Source organism: Aurantimonas sp. (assembly GCF_964217435.1).
Taxonomy (GTDB): Bacteria; Pseudomonadota; Alphaproteobacteria; order Rhizobiales; family Rhizobiaceae; genus Aurantimonas; species Aurantimonas coralicida.
This window is the reverse complement of record NZ_CAXPJM010000005.1, coordinates 1-20,174: the sequence shown is the minus strand read 5'-3', so window position 1 is coordinate 20,174 and position 20,174 is coordinate 1. Positions and strand designations below refer to the sequence as shown.

23 protein-coding genes are annotated in these 20,174 nt (G+C 65.8%); 10 read left to right on the top strand and 13 right to left on the bottom strand.

All coding sequences use genetic code 11. The features are described from left to right. Positions 1 to 3: 3 nt before the first annotated feature. Both ACEQX1_RS01875 and ACEQX1_RS01870 read right to left on the bottom strand, forming a co-directional pair. Positions 4 to 1,359, bottom strand: coding sequence for an ATP-binding protein (locus ACEQX1_RS01875; RefSeq protein ID WP_370192875.1), 1,356 nt, complete (start codon positions 1,357 to 1,359; stop codon positions 4 to 6). Next, positions 1,356 to 2,021: a winged helix-turn-helix domain-containing protein gene (locus ACEQX1_RS01870; protein WP_370192877.1), complete on the bottom strand. Its 666-nt coding sequence runs from the start codon at positions 2,019 to 2,021 to the stop codon at positions 1,356 to 1,358. The genes ACEQX1_RS01875 and ACEQX1_RS01870 overlap by 4 nt, the downstream gene beginning before the upstream one ends. A gap of 130 nt (positions 2,022 to 2,151) precedes the next feature. On the opposite strand from ACEQX1_RS01870, the gene ACEQX1_RS01865 reads away from it, so the two are divergent. Continuing rightward, positions 2,152 to 2,871, top strand: coding sequence for a L,D-transpeptidase (locus ACEQX1_RS01865; RefSeq protein WP_370192879.1), 720 nt, complete (start codon positions 2,152 to 2,154; stop codon positions 2,869 to 2,871). Beyond that, positions 2,868 to 3,491 carry a DsbA family protein gene (locus tag ACEQX1_RS01860; RefSeq protein ID WP_370196450.1) on the top strand — a complete coding sequence of 208 codons (624 nt, stop codon included), beginning with the start codon at positions 2,868 to 2,870 and terminating at the stop codon, positions 3,489 to 3,491. The genes ACEQX1_RS01865 and ACEQX1_RS01860 overlap by 4 nt, the downstream gene beginning before the upstream one ends. 48 nt (positions 3,492 to 3,539) lie before the next feature. Here the strand turns inward: ACEQX1_RS01860 and ACEQX1_RS01855 are convergent, their stop codons facing one another. Next, a complete protein-coding gene (locus ACEQX1_RS01855; RefSeq protein ID WP_370192883.1) occupies positions 3,540 to 4,409 on the bottom strand; it encodes an oxaloacetate decarboxylase in 870 nt (289 codons plus the stop codon). A gap of 90 nt (positions 4,410 to 4,499) precedes the next feature. Here ACEQX1_RS01855 and ACEQX1_RS01850 point away from each other — a divergent pair, with 90 nt between their 5' ends. Next, positions 4,500 to 5,156 (top strand): GntR family transcriptional regulator, encoded by a 657-nt coding sequence (locus ACEQX1_RS01850; protein ID WP_370192885.1) that lies wholly within the window; start codon positions 4,500 to 4,502, stop codon positions 5,154 to 5,156. Positions 5,157 to 5,650: 494 nt separating this feature from the next. Then, on the top strand, positions 5,651 to 7,042 hold the full coding sequence (locus ACEQX1_RS01845) for a hypothetical protein (protein WP_370192887.1): 1,392 nt from the start codon (positions 5,651 to 5,653) through the stop codon (positions 7,040 to 7,042). Here the strand turns inward: ACEQX1_RS01845 and ACEQX1_RS01840 are convergent. The 7 genes from ACEQX1_RS01840 to ACEQX1_RS01810 all read right to left on the bottom strand — a co-directional run bounded on the left by ACEQX1_RS01840 (position 7,039) and on the right by ACEQX1_RS01810 (position 11,570). Further along, positions 7,039 to 7,278 carry a hypothetical protein gene (locus tag ACEQX1_RS01840; protein ID WP_228241451.1) on the bottom strand — a complete coding sequence of 80 codons (240 nt, stop codon included), beginning with the start codon at positions 7,276 to 7,278 and terminating at the stop codon, positions 7,039 to 7,041. The two genes, ACEQX1_RS01845 and ACEQX1_RS01840, sit on opposite strands and share 4 nt — an antisense overlap. Beyond that, on the bottom strand, positions 7,275 to 8,087 hold the full coding sequence (locus ACEQX1_RS01835) for a metallophosphoesterase (protein WP_009209211.1): 813 nt from the start codon (positions 8,085 to 8,087) through the stop codon (positions 7,275 to 7,277). Before ACEQX1_RS01835 ends, ACEQX1_RS01840 begins: the two co-directional genes overlap by 4 nt. Positions 8,088 to 8,089: 2 nt before the next feature. After that, positions 8,090 to 8,446, bottom strand: coding sequence for a hypothetical protein (locus ACEQX1_RS01830; RefSeq protein WP_009209210.1), 357 nt, complete (start codon positions 8,444 to 8,446; stop codon positions 8,090 to 8,092). Positions 8,447 to 8,533: 87 nt separating this feature from the next. Continuing rightward, positions 8,534 to 8,881: a hypothetical protein gene (locus ACEQX1_RS01825; protein ID WP_024351514.1), complete on the bottom strand. Its 348-nt coding sequence runs from the start codon at positions 8,879 to 8,881 to the stop codon at positions 8,534 to 8,536. Further along, positions 8,878 to 9,249 carry a DUF6634 family protein gene (locus tag ACEQX1_RS01820; protein ID WP_228241453.1) on the bottom strand — a complete coding sequence of 124 codons (372 nt, stop codon included), beginning with the start codon at positions 9,247 to 9,249 and terminating at the stop codon, positions 8,878 to 8,880. The genes ACEQX1_RS01825 and ACEQX1_RS01820 overlap by 4 nt, the downstream gene beginning before the upstream one ends. Continuing rightward, positions 9,246 to 9,512 (bottom strand): hypothetical protein, encoded by a 267-nt coding sequence (locus tag ACEQX1_RS01815; RefSeq protein ID WP_040325511.1) that lies wholly within the window; start codon positions 9,510 to 9,512, stop codon positions 9,246 to 9,248. The genes ACEQX1_RS01820 and ACEQX1_RS01815 overlap by 4 nt, the downstream gene beginning before the upstream one ends. Before the next feature lie 264 nt (positions 9,513 to 9,776). Then, positions 9,777 to 11,570 carry a hypothetical protein gene (locus ACEQX1_RS01810; protein WP_370192891.1) on the bottom strand — a complete coding sequence of 598 codons (1,794 nt, stop codon included), beginning with the start codon at positions 11,568 to 11,570 and terminating at the stop codon, positions 9,777 to 9,779. A 904-nt stretch (positions 11,571 to 12,474) separates the two neighbouring features. Here ACEQX1_RS01810 and ACEQX1_RS01805 point away from each other — a divergent pair. The 4 genes from ACEQX1_RS01805 to ACEQX1_RS01790 all read left to right on the top strand — a co-directional run bounded on the left by ACEQX1_RS01805 (position 12,475) and on the right by ACEQX1_RS01790 (position 15,142). Further along, positions 12,475 to 12,867: a hypothetical protein gene (locus ACEQX1_RS01805; protein ID WP_024351517.1), complete on the top strand. Its 393-nt coding sequence runs from the start codon at positions 12,475 to 12,477 to the stop codon at positions 12,865 to 12,867. Between the two features lie 592 nt (positions 12,868 to 13,459). Then, entirely contained in the window at positions 13,460 to 14,032 is a 573-nt protein-coding gene (locus ACEQX1_RS01800; protein WP_230785969.1) for a hypothetical protein, read from the top strand. A 14-nt stretch (positions 14,033 to 14,046) separates the two neighbouring features. Continuing rightward, complete coding sequence (locus ACEQX1_RS01795) at positions 14,047 to 14,286, top strand: hypothetical protein (RefSeq protein WP_148233772.1); 240 nt, start codon at positions 14,047 to 14,049, stop codon at positions 14,284 to 14,286. Positions 14,287 to 14,653: 367 nt separating this feature from the next. Beyond that, entirely contained in the window at positions 14,654 to 15,142 is a 489-nt protein-coding gene (locus tag ACEQX1_RS01790) for a hypothetical protein (RefSeq protein WP_009209204.1), read from the top strand. Between the two features lie 314 nt (positions 15,143 to 15,456). Here the strand turns inward: ACEQX1_RS01790 and ACEQX1_RS01785 are convergent, their stop codons facing one another. From ACEQX1_RS01785 to ACEQX1_RS01775, 3 genes are all read right to left on the bottom strand, one after another. Continuing rightward, entirely contained in the window at positions 15,457 to 15,675 is a 219-nt protein-coding gene (locus ACEQX1_RS01785) for a hypothetical protein (protein WP_188077981.1), read from the bottom strand. 116 nt (positions 15,676 to 15,791) lie between these two features. Further along, positions 15,792 to 16,274, bottom strand: coding sequence for a hypothetical protein (locus tag ACEQX1_RS01780; protein WP_188077980.1), 483 nt, complete (start codon positions 16,272 to 16,274; stop codon positions 15,792 to 15,794). Positions 16,275 to 17,162: 888 nt separating this feature from the next. Next, on the bottom strand, positions 17,163 to 18,389 hold the full coding sequence (locus tag ACEQX1_RS01775; RefSeq protein WP_188077979.1) for a Shedu immune nuclease family protein: 1,227 nt from the start codon (positions 18,387 to 18,389) through the stop codon (positions 17,163 to 17,165). A 585-nt stretch (positions 18,390 to 18,974) separates the two neighbouring features. On the opposite strand from ACEQX1_RS01775, the gene ACEQX1_RS01770 reads away from it, so the two are divergent. Continuing rightward, positions 18,975 to 19,439, top strand: a complete 465-nt coding sequence (locus ACEQX1_RS01770) for a hypothetical protein (protein WP_188077978.1) — start codon at positions 18,975 to 18,977, stop codon at positions 19,437 to 19,439. A gap of 154 nt (positions 19,440 to 19,593) precedes the next feature. Further along, positions 19,594 to 20,174 (top strand): hypothetical protein (locus tag ACEQX1_RS01765; RefSeq protein WP_372521415.1); only part of this gene is annotated, 581 nt, incomplete at its 3' end.

Sequence of the window (20,174 nt, the reverse complement as noted above, 5' to 3'; positions counted from 1 at the left end):
CAATCAGGCGGCCAGACCCGGAACGCCGAGCGTGGCGCGCAGGCCTCCTTCGTTGCGATTGGCCAGCGACAGCGTACCGCCGAGCCGCTCGGCACATTGCGCGACGATGCTGAGCCCCAGTCCTGAACCGACGGAGACGCGGTTCCGGCCACGAAAAAAGCGCTCGGTCGCACGGGCCAGCTCGTCCTCCGGCAGGCCCGGCCCCTCGTCCTCGACGAGGATCGCCTCGCCCCTTAGCGCGATCCGGACCGTCCCTCCCTCGGGCGAATGGTTGACCGCGTTCTCCACCAGATTGCGCAGGGCCAGTGCCAGCAATGTCGGGTTCGCCGATATCTGAATGTCCGAAAGCGAGGCATCGAGATCGAGCCGCCCGCCCTTCGCCGTCAGCCGTGCCGCCTGATCGGTCAGGAGATCGGCGAGCATGTCGCGCAGCTCCACCGGCGTTGGCGCACCGTCGACATCGACGCATTCGGCCTCGGCGCTTGCCAGAAGCTGCTGCACCAGCCGCGACGTCCGGTCGACGGCGGTGGTGATCTGCGTCAGCGCAACGTCGCGCACCGCCGCATCCGGGCTGCGCGTGGCGATCTCGGCCTGGGTCTTCAGCCCGGCCAGAGGCGTGCGCAATTCGTGGGCGGCATAGGCGAGGAACTGCCGCTCGCTCCGACGGGCCCGGCCCACCCGGTCGAACAGCCCGTTGAGCGCCGCCACCATCGGGCGGATCTCCGTGACGCTTCCCTCCGCCGGCAGCGGATGCAGCTCGTCGGCGCTGCGCCCGGCCAACGTGCCGGCCAGTTTGTCGAGCGGGCGCATGCCGCGTTGCACGGCGAACCAGATGATCAGCGCCAGAGCCGGCGCGATAAGGACCATCGGCAGGAGCAGGCCCGTCACCATGTCGCGCACCAGCCGCGCCCGCACCTCAAGGCTGTCGCCGACCAGCACCTCCACGCCGGTCTCGGCGCTGCGCACGGCAAAGACGCGCCAGGTCTCGCCGTCGATCTGCCGCTCCGCGAAGCCCGATCCGTGGTCCGACAGCCGCTGCTGCGGGGCGCCGTCCGACCGGCCGAGCAGCGAGCCGGACAGCGACCAGATCTGGCACGACAGCTGCCGTTCGTAGCTCTGGCCGGCCTGGGTGAAGGCGGGCAGGTCCGAGGTGCCCAACTCGGCCGCGGCGGCCATGTCGATCTGCCGGCTGCCGACCAGCGAGGACACCATGCGCGCCGCCTCCATCAGCCGGGCGTCGAGCACCTCTTCCACCTCCGCCCGCGTGCTGGCGTAGATCCATGCCGTCGCCGACAGCCAGATGAAGCCGGTGGAGACCAGAAGCAGGACAAACAGCCGACCCTTCAGCGACGCCCTCATGAATCGGCCCTGCGCAACCGGTAGCCGACCCCGCGCAGCGTCTCGATGAAGCGACTGCCGAACTTGGCGCGCAGCTTGTGGACATGCACCTCGACGGCGTTGCTCTCGACGCCCTCGTCGAAGCCGTAGAGCTTGTCCTCGAGCTGGCTGCGCGACAGGATCGCGCCGGGATGCTGGATCAGCGCGTGGAGGACGGCGAATTCGCGCCGCGACAGGCGGATCTCCACGCCATCCTGCGTCGCCACCATCGCGGCCGGATCGACCCGCACCCCCTCCCATTCGAGGAAGGGCTCGGCGCGTGTGCTCCCCCGGCGGATCAGCGCCCGCAGCCGCGCCGCCACCTCGTCCAGCGCGAAGGGCTTGCCCAGATGATCGTCGGCGCCGCCGTCGAGACCGCGGATCCGGTCCGGCAGCGCATCGAGCGCGGTCAGGAGCAGCACCGGCGTGGTGTCGCCGCGCTGGCGCATGGCCGCGAGAATGTCATGGCCCGATCCGTCCGGCAGCATCACGTCGAGCACGACCGCGTCGAAGCCTCCGACGGCCAGCGCCGCCTCCGCATCGCGGCAGCAATCGGTGAGGTCGGAGGTGAATCCGCTCATGCCCAGTCCGACCTTCAGGCCGTTCCCCAGGATCTCGTCGTCCTCGACGATCAGAATGCGCATGCCTGCTCCGTTGCGGTTCTGCCACGGCGGCGATCCTGCCGATCCAGCTTAAGGCTGCCTTAAGCTTGGCGACCGACGACCCGTTCCGACGAGGCGCCCTACGCCTTACAGCATTTCAGGAACAGACCGCATGATCCAAACCGTCCCCCGCGCCGTCGCGATCGCCCTCCTCGGACTGGCGCTGGGCGCCTGCTCCACCACCGGCGAACCCACCCGGCAGCTCGCCTACGCCCAGCCCAAGCCGCCGGTCGATCCGCGCGTTGCCGAGATGTATGGGCCGGTGCTGGACGATGGCTGGCAGATTCCCGCCGTCGCCCCCACCGCGATGGAATCCCGCAACATCCGCCAGATCGTCGATTACGACACCAGCGAGCCGGCGGGCACGGTCGTCGTCGATCCGTATCAGCGCTTCCTCTATCTCGTCATGGAGAACGGCAAGGCGATGCGCTACGGCGTCGGCGTCGGCAAGGCGGGGCTGGAATTCACCGGCGAGGCGCTGATCCAGCGCAAGGCGGCCTGGCCGCGCTGGACCCCGACCCAGGACATGATCAAGCGCGAGCCGGAGAAATACGGCGGCGAGCTGCGCAACGGCATGAAGGGCGGCATCGAGAACCCGCTCGGCGCCCGCGCGCTCTATCTCTTCAAGGACGGCCGCGACACGCTCTACCGCATCCATGGCACCAACCAGGAATGGTCGATCGGCAAGGCCGTCTCGTCGGGCTGCATCCGCATGCTCAACCAGGACGTCATCGACCTGAACCGGCGCGTGCCGCCCAAGACCCGCGTCGTGGTGCTCGGCCCCGAGTCCGCACCGCAGGTGTCCGACACCGAAAGGGCCCCTTCCGCATGACCCGCCCCAGCCTCGACCGTCGCCACCTGATGGCAGCGCTCCTCGCCACCGGCACGGTCTCGCTGTTGCCGCGCGCAGCGAACGCGGCGCCGGCCGACCCGATGTCGCCGGAGGCGGTGCTGTTCGACCCTCAGATCCCGGTCCTCGGCAATCCGAAGGGCGACATGACCATCGCCGAATTCTTCGATTACCAGTGCCCCTACTGCAAGAAGGCGCACCCCGACGTCGCCCGCCTCGTGCGCGAGGACGGCAACATTCGCCACGTCATGAAGGACTGGCCGGTCTTCGGGCCGGCCTCGGTGCTGGCCGCCCGGCTGACCCTGGCTGCCGGCAAGCACTACCCCAAGGCGCAAGCTGCGCTGATGGCAACGCCTGGCCATCTGACGCCCGACCAGGTCGAGGACATCCTCGCCCGGGCAGGCTTCGACGTCGCAGCCCTGAAGCGGGCCTATGAGGCCGACCGGGCACGCATCGAGGGCATCCTCCAGCGCAACAACCAGCAGGCCGAGGGTTTCGGGCTGATGGGCACGCCGGCCTATCTGGTCGGCACGGTGCTCTTCCCCGGCGTCGTCGCCCCGGCCGACATGAAGCGCGCCGTCGCCACCGCCCGCACGCGCTGACGCATGGCCGGGCCCGGCAGGCGATCTGCCGGGCCACCTATCGCCTCCTCAGTCGCGGGCGTGACGTTTGTCGAACTCCCAGACCCGCTCGAAGCCGATCATCCGATTGAACTTCTGGAAGCTGTAGAGATCGTCCTTGCCGGCCGAGGCGCCGGTCGCGACGAGGTTGCCATAGGCCCGCTCCAGGGCCTTGGCGGTGGACAGGAACCCGATGGCCGGGAAGATCGCGAGGCTGAAGCCGAGTTCGCCGAGGCGCCGGGCGTCGAGAACCGGCGTGCGGCCGCCCTCGACCATGTTGGCGACCAGCGGCTTGTGCGGGAACCGCTCGCCGATCAGTCGCAGCTCGTCCTCGCTCTCCGGCGATTCGACGAACAGGATGTCGGCCCCCGCCGCGTCATAGGCGGCCATGCGGTCCAGCGCCTCGTCGAGCCCCTGATCGGAGCGCGCATCGGTGCGGGCGATGATCAAGAAGTCGTCGCTCTGGCGGGCCTCGACGGCGACACGGATCTTGTCGGCCATCTCCTGCTTCGGCACCACCGGCCGGTTGGGTGTGTGGCCGCACTTCTTGGGAAACACCTGGTCCTCGAGCTGGATCGCTGACGCCCCGGCCCGCTCGTATTCCTTCACCGTCATGTCGACGTTCAGGAGGCCGCCATAGCCGGTATCGCCATCGGCCACGAGCGGAATGCCCGCCTCCCGCGCGGCACGGCCCATCACGGCGACCCGGTCGACCATGTCGCGGAACGAGGCGAGCCCGGCGTCCGGAATGCCGAGATGCGAGGCCACGGTCCCGTATCCGGTCATGTAGAGTATTCTCGCCTTGGCGCTGATCGCGAGATGGGTCGAGATCATGTCGTAGATGCCGGGGGCCACGACGCAGCCGGGCTCGGCGAGAATGGATCCGAGACTGGACGACATGGGGGGCCTGCTCCTCCTGGATACAACAGGCCGTCAAAAAGGCATATAACGCGGCCTGACGCAAATCCTTGTATACAGAAAGCGGAATTGATGGCGGAGAACGAGAGCCTGGGCGCGGCCGACGAAGCCTACCGGTTCATCCGGGACGGTATTGTTTCCAATCGCTTCCCGGAGGGATCTCGCCTGGCGGAGGAGGAACTGGCGCGGCTGTCGGGCCTCAGCCGGACGCCGGTCCGCGAGGCCATCCGGCGGCTGGCCGCGGAAGGCTTCGCCGTCACCAAGGCGCGGTCCAGCGCCACCGTCGCCTCCTGGGACGGCGACAAGGTCGCCGGCCTGTTCGGCACAAGGGCGGTTCTGGAGAGCTATGGCTGCGCGCTGGCGGTCCGGCGGGTCACGGCGTCCGATATCCGTGGCCTAGAGGCTATGTGCGGCGCCATGGAGGATCTGCTCGCGGGCAGCGAAAGCGACTTCCTGCAGACGTTCTCACAGGCCAATACCGCCTTCCATGTCCGCCTGCTCGAACTGTCGGGAAACGAACATCTTCTGAGCGTCGCCGCGCCGATGATCGATCTGGCGCTGATCATGCGGACCTACCGCAAGTTCTCGCCGGATCAGATCCGGCGCAGCTGCAGCGACCACCGCGAGATCGTCGCCGCCCTCTCCCTCGGCGACGCCCAATGGGCCGAGGCGATCATGAAGGCGCATATCCTGTCGTCGGTCGTGATCGCGACGACGCCGACGCGGTGAGCGCCGTCCGCGGCGAAGCTGAGCAATCGAACCTCGGCCGGACCATCGAGCTGCTGCGTCTCGCGCCGGCAGATCCGCCAAAGGCTGCGAACCGGTTCAGATTAGAGCGCAGAACACCCGGTAGCGGCCTGAACCATGCGCAGTCAGCGACGGAGATCGCGCGCAAACGACCTTCGTTGCGCACATGCCGGCGACCGCTCCCCGGAGTGGTCCGGAAGGCCGTTGATGGCTTGAAAAGATGTTTGGAAAGAAGATTTGGTGGGTGATGTAGGGTTCGAACCTACGACCCGCTGATTAAGAGATAGCTGGTAAGGGGCGTCAGGAGGCTCAGACCCTACCTCCGCATCGTGATATAGCCCCTAAACTACCGCGTGTGCAGCAATTTTCTCAACCCCGCCTGCAACGGTAAACTTTCTTGGCCGTGACCTCGGCGTGACCTTTGGAGCCCATGGTGCTAACCGTCAGGTCACGCCTCCCTTTCACAGGTCACGCCTATGCCAACTGAAATCCTCGACGGGAACACCATCAGGAAGGCCGCTCGCATCGCCAGTGACGGCGACAGCGAGATCTACCGGGACGCGACAATGCCCGGTCTCGCGATCCGCGTGCAGTCAGGAGCCGCCGCTTGGTACCTGATCACGCGGGTGAAAAAGATTGCCATCGGCCCGCTGTCGGCGTTCGACGCCGCGGACATCCCGGAGCTGCGCAATCTGGTCGCTCGCGCTCGTGGCATGCTCACCGAGGGCAACGACCCATCAGCAATGCTCAAGGCGTCCGTCGCCCACCGCTCCGTCGACGCCTCGACAGCCCAGGCGGCGGCGGCGTCGGGAACCGTCATGAGGTGGGAAGGCATGCGCGACGCCTACCTCGCCTGGTGCAAGGGCCACCGTTCGCCAGACACACATCGAGGCTACCGCTCCGCCCTCGGTGCGGTCCCGGGCTCGCCACTTGAGGCGGACTTCAAGTCGATCGCCGGGCGCCCAGTGACGCTGATCACCACGCACGACCTCAGGCTCGTCCGGAACTCCGTCCTCGGACGCGGCAACGTGGACGGGAAGCAGGTGTCGAACTCGAACCAGGCGCGGTTATCGGTCGCAGCTATGAAGGCGGTGTTCGGCTGGGCCGTCGAGAACTCTGAAGTCAGTGGCCTGACCGCGAATGTCGCTACCGAGCTGAAGCGCGCTCCGACGTCGTCCGTCAGCGCATACGAAGAGCACGAAGAGAGCGAGGCTCCACGGGCGCTGACACTGGAGGAACTCGGCATGATCGTCATCGGGCTGGAGGCGGCGAAGAATCATGCCGCGAGGCTAGCCATCTTGCTACAGATGATGACCGGGCAGCGCCGGATGACCGTTGTCCGCGCGCGTCGGCGGGCCTTCGTGGAGCACCCCAAGTACGGCATGGTCTGGAAGATCGGGCCGGACAAGAGCGGTAAATTTCGCGTCTTGCCGCTGCCCGATCTCGCCGCCAGCGCGGTTCGCGCCGCGCAGGCGTATGGTCGGACCGGTAATGCCTGGCTTTTCCCTCAACAGCGTCTGCGCCGTAAGACGGACCCCGGGACCGGCCACATGTCCGAGCGCATGCTCAACGAAGTTTTGGAGGAGCTGCGCGCGCCTGGCGGTCCTCTGGCGTCCGCGCCATGGGCAGCCACCCATGACCTCCGTCGCGCGTTCGTCACGCACATGCGCCCCCGGGTGACGACTCTCGGACTGACGAAAGAGGCGGTGCCGATGATCACGAGAGCCGATGAAGGGCGGTATGGCCTTGATGAGACGGTATACGACCAGGATCCCGCCCTGCCCGACAAGTCGCTGATGCTGGAGGAGTGGGATCGCCTGATCAAAGAGGGCTGCGCCCAAGCCGAAGCCGGGCTCCAGCGGCCCTAGTGCCTCGTCTCGCCAAAGCCGTCGATCATCGCAAGCGCTTCCTCCACCGACATTGCCGGCCCCCGGCGCGCCTCGTCGACGGCGGCGGTGATCCGGTCCGCCAGCTCACCGACGGACGTCCAGCCCTCGATGTCCCGCTGCCTCTGCGCCCGGCTCTCCTCGATCAGCCGACGCGCCCGCTCTCTGGCATCATCGAGCAAAGCCTGCTTCGAAGTACAGGAAACCCGGGGGGTCATCGGGATCCTCCCCCCGAGCGACGATCCAACTCGACGACGAGGCCGGGATCCCAGTCGGACCTCTCGTGCGAGTAGCCCCCAGGATTGCAGACGACCCGGGTGTCGGACACCCGATAATCGTGCGACGAGTGTACGTGACCGTGCACCCACAGGTCGGGCCGACCGGTCTCGATGACCGGGGTTAGATCCGAAACGAAAGCCGGATTCAGTAGGCTCTCATGGTACTCAGGCGACACGCTGCGCGGATGCGGCGCGTGGTGCGTCACGACGACCGTAGGTCCTTCAAATAGCGTCGCAAGCGCCTCTTCAATATACGTCCTGCTCCGCTGGTGCATCGCTCGCGCGTCGTTCGGCGTCCAACGGCGGACCAGGCCTCCCCCGTCACCGACGCGTACGGCGTAATGATCCGCAAGCAGCCGCTCAGCGATGTCCATCGAATGTCCGATCTCCAGATCCGCCTCGCGGTCGACCTTGCCCGCCGCGTACAGCGCGTAATCGGTCCAGAGGGTCGCCCCTACGAAGCGCACGCCGTCGAGGACAACGCTGCTGTCGTCGAGCAAATGCACGCCATCGACGGGATGAGCGTGCGCCATCGCGCGGCCGTGCGCGACCGAGTCCCCGTAGAACTCGTGATTCCCCGCGACGAAGATGACGGGCATATGGTACCCGATGCACTGGCTCAGCCAGCGCATCGAACCGAGCACCGGGTCGGTCACGTCGCCGGCGCAGACGCAGACGTCTGCCTCCGGGATCTCGAGTTCCATGCCGTCGGCGCCGATATGAAGGTCGGACAGTATCCAGATACGCATCGTCAGACCTCCGCGTGTTCGTCGCAGCGCACGGCGATCCAGCCGCCCGTGCGCTTGCGCCCGGGAGCTCCGCAGACCTCGCACGTCCGCTGCGCCTCCTCGTCGGCGGCGTCGACCATCATCTCGATGTCCTCGCCGCCGTTGTGGTAACAGCGAAGTCCGCCAAATTTTTCCTTGATCTGCGTAATCCGGAAAGACTGACGATCCTCCGGTGCGAGCGCGGGGTCGATGCGCTCGAGCAGGCGCGCGACCAGCGGCACCCAGCCCGGCGGCGGCGAGACATCAAATGCCTGCTGGAGCATCTCAGGGAACCGCTCGCGCAGGCCCGCCGGATCATAGGTATGGATATTATCGGACATCAGGATGTCTCCTTTTCACAGGGTGTCGATGCACCCGGAGAGAGACCGGATGCCGTCAGCGTGTGCGTGTGCGTGGTCGTATGTCGATCATCGGGGCAATTCCGTTGTTCTGGCCCGGGATTCGTCCGGGGCGCCGAGGCGGAACCAGCCCTGCTCAGTCAGGACAGCCGACAGGTCGGCAGCATTGAGGATGACGCGACCGGCGCGGCCTGCGACGAGGGTAGGCTTTCCTGCCGGCTTCCATGCGCCGACGAGTTCGTTACCCACCAGCGCCTCGAAGCCCCATCCCTCGATTACCGGGGAACTCGCGAGCGCGATGTCGGAGGGACGCCCGAACTCCGCGATCTCTCGGACCCCTCGGGCGACAAGCTCGTAGCGTTCCGCATCCCGGATGAGCAGCTCCCGCTGTTCGGGGCTGATGTCAAATGGCTTCATTCGGGGCCTCCGTCGACGATTTGGGCCCCGAGCGCGTCGGCCACCTGTTGGAGGTGCGTACCCAGACGGTACCAGCGCGATTGGGTGCGCCCGACGCCCGCCCGGACGGAGAGCGCCAGAAGCGGCGAAGTCCGCGTCCATCCGGCGCCGAGGACCGGATGCGACGCGACCTCCCCCTCAAGAATGATCACTCCGCGGCTGCCGAACCGCCAAAGGTCGATGAGCGGTGTACCCTTCTCCTCCAGAAAATCAGGTGACGGCCATCCGTGAAGGAGGGTGTCCCGCATGTCGGCGCAGAGACTCTCGTAACGCGCGAGCGTGTGCTCGATGTGAGCGCGCTCGCGGTCCGTCATGGGCGTCCGGCTCATCGTCCGGCCTCCGGAGCAAGCGGCAGCGGCCACGGTTCCCGGAGGCGGACGTAGCTGCCGTCAAGTCGCCGCGCCCACGTGCCGTCTGCGGCGTATGCCTGGATCTCGATCGACAGGACGTGGCCGAAATCGTCGACGCCCATGATGCAGGGGCAACCGCCCATCCGAGCGACGGACCACCGGCGCAGCACCGGGCAGTCGTCCGTCAGACGCGGCCCCGGGGCGGCATCCTGGGCATAGTAAAGCGCGGTGCGGTCGGCCAACGCTCGGATGTCGAGCCGCCGGCGCTGGGGGAATGGAATCGGTCGGGAATCGTAGGAATCTTCGTGAGACGGCATGCGGTTCTCCTCTGATACGGCCGTCGCTTGATTGCGGCGGCGGGCCTGACGGGTGTCAGCTACGTATCGAGAAGGTCGTGTTCCGCATGGTGGTCGCTCCGGTTGTGTTGCCACAGGTAGCCGGCCGGCGGCGCGGCGTCGAGGACCCTGCCGGACGCGGACGCCGGCAGGGTTAACGGGGAGCGATCGTCAATCGTCATCGCTCGGCTTTTTGGCCGTCCCGCCTACGACCTCCCATGGCTTGCTTCCGGGAAGAAAGGCGGGGCGGCGCGGTCCCGTGACTACCGGCGCTTCCACCGTCGGATCGTGGATCGGTCGGTAGCCACTGATGATGTCCGGTCGCGAGAGCACCGACTCAAGGTCGTCGACCGATGCCGGGTAGCGTCCGATGACCTCCGTGACGATGTCGTCGCGTACTAGGTGGCTGAGACGAAGTTCGATCAGTCGGTTGCCCCGCCAGGTCCGGCGCGTGAAGTCGTCAGCCATTCGTCTCGCGTCGTTGATGCCGTCGTAGGCGACGTCCAGTTCCACTACTGTCGCATCGGCGAAACGCTTCAAGCGCTCTGCCTTGCCGGCCTCGACCTTCGCCACCGCTTTTGCAAACCGCTGCTCACGCGTCGGCTTGGGCAGCCGCGCCGCCCGTTGCTTGCGGTCGCCGTGCTTGTAGTCCCTGAGGCGGATACGTCGGGCCTTCTCGCCGGCGGCCTCGTACTTGAACCTTCTGTCGAGCTCTGACGAATGGTCAACCTCGGCGAGCAGGTCTGGATCCTTGAGCTCTTCCGTGAACCAAGCGAATGCCGCCCGGTCCGGGCCGTGCGCCCGGATCGCGCGGAGGAGGGCTGCGCCTCGATATTCTTTCCGGGCGGCGTCCCGATCCGTCGGCCCGCCCCCGTACGCCTCGTGAAGAGAGCCGAACCAAGCGCCGGAGATGTAATTTGGCGCTATACGCCGGCCGTGCTGCCGCGCGAGTTCCGAGGCTTTGTCCCACACATGCGAATTGACTCGAAGATCCGGCACGTCCGGCGCGCCGGTGAAGGGTTTGGCCGACTTGTGGATGCCCCCCAGCTTGGCCGTCTCGACCTGCGGGGGCAGCATCGCGATTTGGAGGACGAACGCCGAGATCGGAGCCCCCTTCGCAGCTCGGCGGCGCGGCGCGGCGTACTCGACGCGGAAGCGCCGGACCTCCTTAAGATCCGAAACGGCGCGCTTCAGTGCCGTCGTCAGTCGCCCCACCTGCATCGGCGCCTCGTCGTAGCCGATGGCGGCAGCCGCTTCCTCCGGGCTGTAGTGAAGGACCGTATCTGGCTCCATCGGATCCCAGCGCGTCCGGCTCATTCGAAGCGCCAGGTGGCGGTAGAGATGAATGCCGTAGCGCGACGACATCGTCGCGAGTGCGGCCAACTCGAGATACGCGTAAGACGGCTGGCTTGCGAGCAGCCACCACACCCGCGACGGAAGCGAGAACCGGACGACGTCGGCTTCGGCGCCCGACTCGTGCCAGCCGACCAAGAGAGGGACATCGGTCACCGTGCGCCCCCCGGGGATGCTGTATGACACCGAAGTCCGGTTCAGCGCGGCAACCGATTTCAAGACGTGGGCACGCCGGGCGGAAGTACCGAGGAACGCAAGGACGCCTTTCATCGGAACCTCGAGCTCCTGCCCGACGACCTCGCGCTCGGTCCCCTGCTCCGATGCGACGTACGCGGCTTCGTACGCGGCGGCGACAAGGTACTCGTGGATTGCCAAGTCTCGAGCGGAGAGCATCCCGTCGCCTTTGACGGTGACGGTGTCGAGCATCTCCGCCGGCCGGGGCGACTGGGGGGCGATCGAGCGGAAGATTTCGACGCTGGCCGATGCCTTTGCGACGCTCCCCCGTGGAGCCGGGTTATAGAGCCCGCTCTCCCGCCCTTCGATCTCCCCGCCCTCGGATACCACCGCAGCCAGGGCGGCGTTCTCGAGCCGCGCGTACGACGTCGTGGGCACCCGCCTCCGCCTCAATCTCTGTACCGCCATCGTCCCTCTCCCATTTCGTCGCCTCGTGCAGACGTCCTGTGATCAAATGCTGAGCTCTGTCCGAGCGTGGAGCAAGCGATGGCTGTTAGATGTGCGACCAAATGAGCCGCTCGCCGTTAGATGCGCGATCAAATGCCTTCGATCTGGCGAGCGACGAAGAGGCCCGGTCAACCGTTTGGGTTTGCGATACTAAGTAGAAGTCAACTAAGGGCTCCGCCGGCGGATGGCTCCGTGCCTTCGGCTGGCGGTACGCCGCTCGCTCGCGCCATCGGTCGCGCAACTCGTTAGATATGCGACCGAATGGAACATCTTCCGTTAGATCTGCGATCAAATGGTCCGCAAAAACGTAGGCATTTCGAGAAAAATCCACCACCGCCTTGGCCTGATACTAAGTAGAATCCAACGACCCTCTCGCACCTTGGGATTCCGCCCCTGCTAGGAGTCTTCCTGCTCGCGCTGTTGGGATCCTCCGCGCGAGCCAGCCGACAACAAGCTCCGCGAGGGTCTCTCGAAAGCCGTTCCGCTTCGCGGGGTATTGGCCAGGGCATGGAGAGAGATAAGCGTCGCGCCCAACCGACGAGCGTCGAGCGATCGCTACGCGATGGGTCTCCCCCGACGCCCGTCGTCAACCTTCTCGCGAGAGCAGCCGACCGATCTCGCGAGAAGGTCTCCGTGCGCTCCGCGCGACAAGAAGCCTGTCGCCCCGGGGCGAAGCGGGATCCCCGCTCGCGCGCGGGCCGACGCTATCGCGAGGGGTCTCCCCCGGGTGGGAAGCCTGCAATAAGCGCCGACGATTTCGTGTTTTACATGTCAAACATCGCTTGCGAGATTTCCGCCGGCGGAGCACCCTTGGTCTGAGCAGGGGGACACCGAGATGACGACGACGGACAAGCAGACCGAAGCCATCGCGGCGCTGTACACCGCGATGGCGACGCAGGGCGGCAAACGCACCGTACGAGAGCTGGCGGCTGAAGACCGCGCCACGTACAACCGCGATGCCCAGCGCAGGCACCGCGAGAAGAAGCGGGCCTCGGCCGAAGCCGGCCGACCGGAGGCGACGGACGAAGCGATCAGGATCGCCCTCTCCGATGCCGCGATTCTCCTGCTCGCCGTGGGCGGTCCCGGCGCCAACGCGATCGAGCGAGCCGTTCATACGGCTTTCCCGGGACGACCGGGCGTCGCGTCGTCGACGCGCATGCGAGCGCGAGCTGGGACGCTGCGGCCGCGCATGTTGACCCCCGAACGTCTCTCTATGCCTAAACCCTGATCCACACGTCGCCGTCGTCTCTTGCAGGCCCATCCGACAAGCTCATGCCTCACGCGGTGAGCGGGATGACAGGGCTATGGTGACGAGACATGCGGAAGAGCAGCGGAGGTACAGGGCACGGCTGCGTGAACGTGCGAAGGCCGGGGCAACCGGTTCCCGCGGCGCGCCCGAAACGCGGATTGTCGTTCAAGGACTGGCCGTCGCCGTGCGGCGTCTGGCTGAGGCTGTGCGCAAGGCTCCAGACGGCCCGGAAGCCCTTGTCTACGAGCGGCTAATGCGAACGGCTCACAGGCATCTCACCCGGCAAGGATTCGATGCTGCCGAGTCCTACACGAGGCTATCTCATTACACGCTGCCGGACGACGCCAAGGCACGCCGTCGACGGGCCGACGCGGAGCGCCGTTTCTGGGCATCCGGAGACCGTGCGGATTGACGTTCGCGCCCATTACTCCCGTCATGCGGTGAGCACCGCCGGCAGATCACGCGGTGTCGGCATTTTGCACCGCCAGCGGGCCTCCCATGACCACACATGGAATGTGCCGATGTGACGGCGCGCTTGCGGAATCAGACGCCCGGCTGGAGGAGTCTCACCATGACTGAGACCCCTCCAGCCGAAGACGACCTGACGCTCCTGCAGCGCCACTGGCCGCACGGCCACGGCGCGGATCCCGACGCCGTATCGGCGGTTGCCGAGGCGATCTACGACGGACGGAGGGACTGGGAGATCGAATTCGCGGGGGACCGCGCCGCCATTCGGCAGGACGGCAAGGGCGGCCTCGAGTCGCAGGGTCGCATCGACCGGATGCTGATGAAGCGCTGGAGGAACGGCGAACGGCGGATCCCGGAGTGGATGGCCGCCGGGCTGCTGCGCCCGCCCGGGATCGTCCGTACCCGACGCCAGCAAGACATCGAGCGTTGGCTGGCAGAGCTTAGCGCGCAAGATCGCGAGGCGCGGGACTTCATCGCCGCCGAGGAGGCTCGGCTGCACGGGCGGGTCGCCGCGCAGGTCGCGCGGTACGTTCCTTCGGTCGTCCGAGACCCGGTCAAGCGACCGAATACTCGCAGTCGAAGGTGGCGCTGCGCTCCTACGTTACCGAGGGCGACGAGGAGAGCGATCTGTTTCCAAAGGCGTGGATCCCGGACGCATTCGTTTTCTGGGTCCTGAAGGAGAATGCACTCGTGGCCCGAGTTTCCGTCCGTGGGTTGATCGGCAAATTCCAAGCCGAACGAACGGAATTCGTGGCCACGAAGCGCGGGTTGTTGGCAGCCATCAGCATAGCTGATCGTATCGCCGACGAACCCGGCGAACGGGAAATACGGCTGGTCGAGATACCCCGGTTCAACGCGCTCTTTTTCTGGATCACGGGCCCGAAGCCACGCTTCGTCGACCGGGTCAGGGGTGACGAGTTCACGGAATAGACCATCGTCGAGGAGTTGGTCCGTCGACGACGCATCGCTTTGGGCATCGAACCCAGCCCGGATGATACGCCTCGCTTCGGACGGTGATCCACCGCGCTAGGCCAGGGCATCGGTCAGAGGCAGAAGTGCACCATCGAGCGATCCGACATCGCACAGCGGGTGTAGGCGAAACGCCGCATGTTCGGACCTCGAAGCATCGCATCGGAGGCAGCCGCATAACGACGTCCAACTCAACCCGCCGCCTAGTGCCTGTCCTTCGCAAGGAGGTGACCTGGTCCGACCGCATCATCCGCCCGTGACATCCGAGATCACGGACGAGACGACCGCCACCACCTGACTAGATGCCCTCTCGACAGAAGGAGGACCCATGACAGTCAGGAGCGGCCTATCAGAAGCCCAGCGACTCGACCTGATCTGCGACGCGATCCGGTACTGCCAGCGCGTCCGCGACAAGGGGATGCCGAATTCGGCCTGGACGAAGGCGCTGCGCGACCCCATACACTTCCTGTGGGAGAAGCGCGGGGGAAACAAGCTCGAGGCCGCCCGCTACCGGTCGCTCGCCTCTGCGGGCATCCCCCGGGGCGGCGGCAGGATCCGCTACGACCACGCCGTGCCGTTCAGGGCCTTGCAGGCGCAGCTCATGGAGATGGCCGACCCCTCCACGGACGCGGTAAAGGAGGTCCTCGTCCGCGACCTGACGGTCTGCATCATCACCTCCGAGGAAGAGGCACTTCTCAATGCGGCCCGCCTCGGCAGCCGCATGCCTCCGAACTGGGACGGTCGAGACCCGCTGGCGCGGTACCATACCGTCGGGATCGAGGTCGAGCCGAATCCTGCCTACGTCGGCGGAGCGTAGTTCTCATGCTTGTCGGATCAGCGATTGCAAGAATCGAGGGCGTCAACACCAAAGATTCCCCGAGTTTGGCGATGACTGCGCCAGCCCCCTCGTCGATGAGCACCCTCCCGGCGTCGCGCCCGTCGGCGAGCGCCACTACGACCAGCCGCCGACCGTACGTGTCCATGCGGCTGCCGAACATCGACTAGCCACCCGACATCAACGCCTGGAGCCGCCGCGTCGCCCTCGGAACGGCGGCGGACCCAACTAGGCGCCCACGTACACAATAGCCCCCAATTCGCGGAAGTGGGTGTAATTGTGTACGTGGATGTCCATCAAGCTGCTCTCCCGTCGCTGTACGCGAGGTCATCCAGGGCTCGAGCCCGGAGAAGAACCGCCAGCCGCTCGATGGCGACGGCTGGCGGTTCGATCGCCGAAGATCCTGAGTGCCCCCAGCGACTGACGTAGCCGAGGCTGTAGCCGGTGGCGGCCGAAACCTCGGGCAGCGTCAGGCGCAGCCGTCGGCGGAGGGCGTTGTAGCGGTCGGTCCTCATGTTCGTCTCCCAAGCCGGATCTGCCGTCGCGCCGCGCTGTCGCCCGTCGTCGAGGCGCCCCCGGCGCGAGGCGGCTGGAAGGCGGGCGCGGGGCCGGAACCCCGCGCTCCCGTTGATCAGGCGGTTTCACGGTCCTCGGTGACGACGCGGTAGCGACCGATCTCGACACCGAAGCGCTGCACGTCCTCCACATCGTGAGCGCAGTAATCGCCCTGCGGGGCGCGGTAGCCGATGAGGATGTCGTTCCCTTCCTCGGTGCTGCCCGCCGGGTACAGCCTTACCCGGTAGCCCCAGCTCTCGGAGATCTCCCGCGTCGCCTCCGCGAAGGCCGCAGCCATGGTCTCGTTGTCGTCCTCGTCCCCGACGTCGACCTGGACCTGAACCGTGTCCGTACCGAGTGTCAGTACGAGGACCGGGGCGGTGTCGTCGCGAACTGCCTCCGCGAGAGCGTCGAGGATGACCTCGTCGTCGATCTCGTTACCGATGACGTAGAACTCGCGCAGCTCCTCGGCGCTGTTGGTATGGTCGACGGTTCCGGCTTGGAAGCCCTCGTTGATGGCGTTCTTGATCTCGGCAATGTCGGTGATGATGTCGGTCACTGTCTTCTCTCCTCGTTGGCCCCTCCGGCCCCGGCGCCCTGCCCTTGCAAGTGTGCCTTAAGAAATGATGGGTAACCTCATAGTCTGAGGCAAGCCTCCGGCGTGATGCGCCGACGGATCTAAGGATTTCGTCGAAAGCCAATTAAGTTTACCGAACGAGCCTTGGCGACGAAATCTAGGATTCGATCCCGCGTCGTCTCATCGAATCCTTGCCATTGGCGCGGCCAATCCTGTTGACGAAGCCTTGCGCCATGCGAGTCCTTGAGGACAAACATATTTTCACGTTTTCGTGATGGCGACCTATGGCGAATGCTACCGTGCTCTCTGACGGTTTGACGCCCGCGCAGCCGGCGAACAGGCTCTCCGTGCGAAAGAGGGAGACCCGCGATGCAGATGTCAGCGAGCACACACCGACTCCGGCCTATCCGGATCCCGTTCGTCCCGCGCACCGCCAGGGAGCGGCTGAGGGGGCGCTACGACACGCCGGACGAACAGCGGGCTCAAGGCCTGCTCGCCGCCGTCGCGCCGACCGTGCACAAGGTGAAGCGCCGCAGCCGCACCGGGCTCCGCGCTCCGCGCCGCCATCGCAATTCTTGAGGCTGATCCCGTCGAACCGCACCAGATTGCCGACATCCTGCGTAGCCTGCCGGACTCCCCGCACCTGAGCCTCGTCCGCAGCGGCCACGTCGGCGACGCCGCGCTTTGGCAGGATGCACGGGAGACCATCGAAATGGATCTGCGCGGTTATGCGTGCGCCGGCGCGGACGGGCAGCTCGGCACGTGCCTAGCGGTGATCGATGCGCTGCTATCAATGCCGGAGGATGAACGGCGGCGGCGGTGGGCAGCAGAGAGACGGCGAGACAGCGGTGCCATCACGACCGTCATGCGTTAGAACGGCAAATCGTCCGGCGGATCGTATGAAGCCGCTTCATCTTCCGAGGGCGATCCAGCACTCAGATTCTCTTGGCTCTCCACGATGAAGCGGGCGCGGTGTAGCAGCTCGTCGAACGTCAGGATCTCGGGTTGGTGCAGGTTTCGCCTGAACGCCTCAAAGCATCGGAATTTCTGGATGTTGGTCCCCCGTTCCGCCTGAAACTGATCAAGCGAACCGATGACGAGGAACGCCCTCGGGTGGACGTTGAGAAGGTCCTCCCCCGTTGGGTTGCCGTCTCCATCAGTCGGATGGAGGCGTTCGCCGATGGCAGCGGAGGCCGCCCGCACCGTCTCGTGGCACTGGGCCACGCCACCGACGAGTTCGGGTGAAGGAGCCCACGTACCGGGACGATAGGTATTCGTCCTCAGGAGGGCGGTGCCATGGGTCTTGATTTCGACGAAGCACAGGGCGTTCACGCCGGCTTGGGTTTTCAGGAGGCCGTCGACGCGCTTCCCTGCCCCTGAGACAGTATACCCCGCGACGACCTGCTCCAGTTTCCGACCCTCCAGAGCGGACGTGAACACGTAGCTCAGGCCGTACCCGAAGATCCACGGGTTCTCCTCGAAGAACGCCTGCCACAACGCTTCCTGCCCGCGAACGTCCAACCGTTTTCGCTCGGCCTCGAAGTAGTCGCCGTCGGTCAGCAAGCGCTCAAAGCGGGCGAGCTCACCTCTGCGATATGCCAGCGCTATGATGTCCTGCTGCGTGATCTCGTTTGTCGCCGCATCGATCACGAAGTCCGGGTTATTGGTCAGGAAGGCCTTGGCCTGCTCATCGGTCAGCGTCACTTGGGTGAGGCTGTCGAGATCGACCGTCATCTTCTCCGGACCGGGCAGATAGATGGTTCTCACTCGGTGCACGAAGTCGAGAAGGCGATCGATCTCTCCACCCACGAACGAGAAGTACGTCCTGTCGTACGGGACGCCATCGATGACGCGCCACTTCTGAATCGTCAGCGTCTTGATGTCGCGGTCGTCCTCCGAGACGGTAGCCTTGATTTCGAAGCGTCCCTTTGGCGGCCGGCGGATGACCAGCTCGTCGCCAATGGTAGCGAAATGTTGCCCGACATCGCCCTCGACAATCTCGCTCATGATCCGGATGCGATCGCCGATCCGCCGCCCGGCGTAGAAGCGATCGCTTCGCTTGTTCACGAAGTATCTGCCGCTCTCGTCTTCGTCCATGCGACCCCTTCCATCTCGGCGGTCGCAGGGTTGTACGCGGGCAGCCAGCCGTCAAGGCGGCGCCCTTAGCAGACCACAGCCGACAGGCCGCCGCGCGGATTCTTGAAATCCGGATTTCTGAAATCCCGGGGTCCCTGGGGCCGCGGTTCACTGTGGGGTTATTCGCGACCCCATTGGTTCTCCGTCTACGAATTTTGAAAATCGGGATCAACATAGGCACCCCCGACGTCGAATCTTGCGCCGGACCCTGTCGGAGTCTCTGCAAAACAGGGGTTCCGACACATGGCGAGACGACCGCGCAAGAGTGCTGAACGAGAGCGGCGACCACGCCGCGCCGCGCAGCGAGCGCGCATCGGGGCGGTTGATGTCCCTCGCGGGCGTCGCCGCTGCCGTCGACCGAGACCGCAACACTGTCGCCAAGTGGTGGGAGCAGGGTTGCCCGGCTATCACCCGGGGCAACAAGGCGACAGGAACCCCTTGGGAGCTGGAAATCGCCGGTTGTCCGCTGGCTAGAGCGCCGTAGCTCCCAGGCCGCTGCCTGGCGATGTCTACCAGGGCAACGTCGATCCCCTGTCGGATGAAGGGATGTCGCGGGCGCTGGATCTCGCTGGCATCACCACCGGCGGCGCACTGACCACACCGATGCGCAAGCTTGTGGACCAGGCCGGGCGCACCGTACCGAAGGCCGTGGTACGCGGTCTTCGCGACGATGGCATTCCGCCCGCCGACGCCGGCCGGCGCGTTCGGGAGCTTGGCCCTGACGGCGTGGTTGCAGATCTCGGCGCGAACCTACGGGACAATACGGCGGCTATCGCCACCACGCCCGGCAAAGGGCAGCGCGTCATTACCGATCGGCTCCGCGAACGCCAGCTCGCTGCGCCGGATCGGCTGACGGGCGCCCTCGACGAGACGCTCGGCGTGGCGCCGATCCCGTCCTATGTCCAGCGCGGGATCCGCGACGATCAGCGGGCGCTTGGCCCTGCCTATGAAAGCGCCCTCGCCGGCGCCGCGCCAGTCGACACGGCGGCACTGGCTGGACCGGAAATTTAAGAAGGTCGTCCTCTCAAGCTCGGCTTCCTAGACGCCACCCAACTTAGGCCTTAGTCAGCCGCTAGGGGATGGCACCTCTCTCCATATTTTCACAGCAAGTCGTGCATGCTCATGCCGGAGAGGCTGAACAACGATGCGTTTGGGATCGACCGACATGGTAAAGTTTCTTGCGAAATTCACTGCGATCGCAATCTTGATCGCGGTCTTTGCCGGTTGCTCATCAACTTCTTCGAATTCGAACATGACGGTCGGTGCTCCTGCCACGAGCTTCACCGGGACCGATCAGCAGGTTCGGTTCTCACCCTGGTCGGGGCAAAGCGCCGTTGGCCAGTTGGCGAAGCCCTACTTCATCTCTTTCCGTGCCCGTAATGCTGAAAGCTACGGCCATTCGTTCGTCGCCTTCGGCGAACTCGATTCGCGCGGTAACGTCCCCTACGACAATGGGGGAGTCCTCATCTCGAACATGACCGAGATCGCCGGTCTTCACCCCGCAGGCGGCAACGCTGTCTATACCATGGGCCATATCGCCCCGGTCCCATCCGAGACCGGCTTCTCGGACGGCGACACCGAGATTAGATATCTTCAGAACGAGATGACCATTGCACTCACACCGGAAGAGTATCAGCGTATCCTTGGCCGGATCCGGCAGCTTCAGGGCAACAGCCCGCTCTGGCACGCCGTCGCCTATAACTGCTCGACTTTCACGAACAAGATCGCTGACTTTATGGGCATGGA